Below are 1,029 nucleotides of genomic sequence, written 5' to 3'. Positions count from 1 at the left end.
GATAAAGCCTTTTTTGAACAAAGATTGCAGGAAGTTCATATAGTTGGTGCCCAATATTATCACGCTCAAGATGAAAAAAAAAGAATGATGTCGTCGAACGCCTCTATCAGGAACGAGCGGAGGCTGCCATGAAGAAGAATATCGATGCAAACCATGCTACATTTTGCCCTCAAGCATTTAAATGCTTTGAAGGTGCTTTGGAAGCGTTTTTTTCTCATGAGTGCCCGCAGCTAGGAGGAACAAGGACAAGGCAAGTACTGGTTAAATCAATAGCGGATATGGTGCGTCAATTTTATCCGCAGACCTCTCATATGCAGCCGGGACAAGTTACATGGCCGACAGTCCACCGCAACGAGTTTTCATCTTATGGAAAATCTATTCAAAATACACGTTTAACAACGGTAATTTTAGATTTGGTAAGCTCGCAAGATGCTATAGAAAGAGCCAAGGGAAAAAAATTAAGGGTTATAAAAAAAGAAGCTGTGGCGCGGATGTGCAAGCAAGCTTTTGATCAAGAAGGTTGCTTAACCCACGCGGAATTAGCTATTTTGTTAAAGATATCGCCACAAAGTGTAGGCAAATATATCAAGGAGTGGGAATTAGAAAACCGTGAGGTTCTTCCAAGAAGAGGATCTATCCATGATATAGGCCCTACTTTAACTCACAAAACAATGATTATTGAAAAGCTCTTTATCGAGCAAAAAACTGTTCAGCAGGTGAGCAGAGAAACAAAACACTCTTTGCCGGCGATACAAAGGTATATATCCACTTTCAAGCAAATATTGCTATGTAAACAAAAAGGTATGTCTACAGAAGAAGCAGCTTTTTCGGTGGGTAGGACATCGCGCTTAGTCAATGAATATGAAAAGATTATTGAACAATATAAGGAGAAAAATTATGTTATAGCCGCGTTATTGAAAAGTGAAATTGGAATTGAAACAAGAACCCAGATAACAATAAATGAAGGTGTTGATAAAAAATATTAATCAGAAAAAAATTAGGTTAAATGCCAGTTAATGACAAGTGTCC

The 1,029-nt window shown here is 38.4% G+C and carries 1 protein-coding gene; it reads left to right on the top strand.

What is annotated here, in order from left to right:
* Positions 1-128 precede the first annotated feature (128 nt).
* Complete coding sequence (locus tag DB42_RS10080) at positions 129-986, top strand: DUF1670 domain-containing protein (RefSeq protein ID WP_044882851.1); 858 nt, start codon at positions 129-131, stop codon at positions 984-986.
* The last annotated feature ends 43 nt before the right edge of the window (positions 987-1,029 follow it).

It is taken from the genome of Neochlamydia sp. EPS4, from assembly GCF_000813665.1.
GTDB lineage: Bacteria > Chlamydiota > Chlamydiia > Chlamydiales > Parachlamydiaceae > Neochlamydia.
The sequence above is the reverse complement of the archived record's forward strand: the minus strand, read 5'-3'. Positions and strand labels throughout refer to the sequence as shown.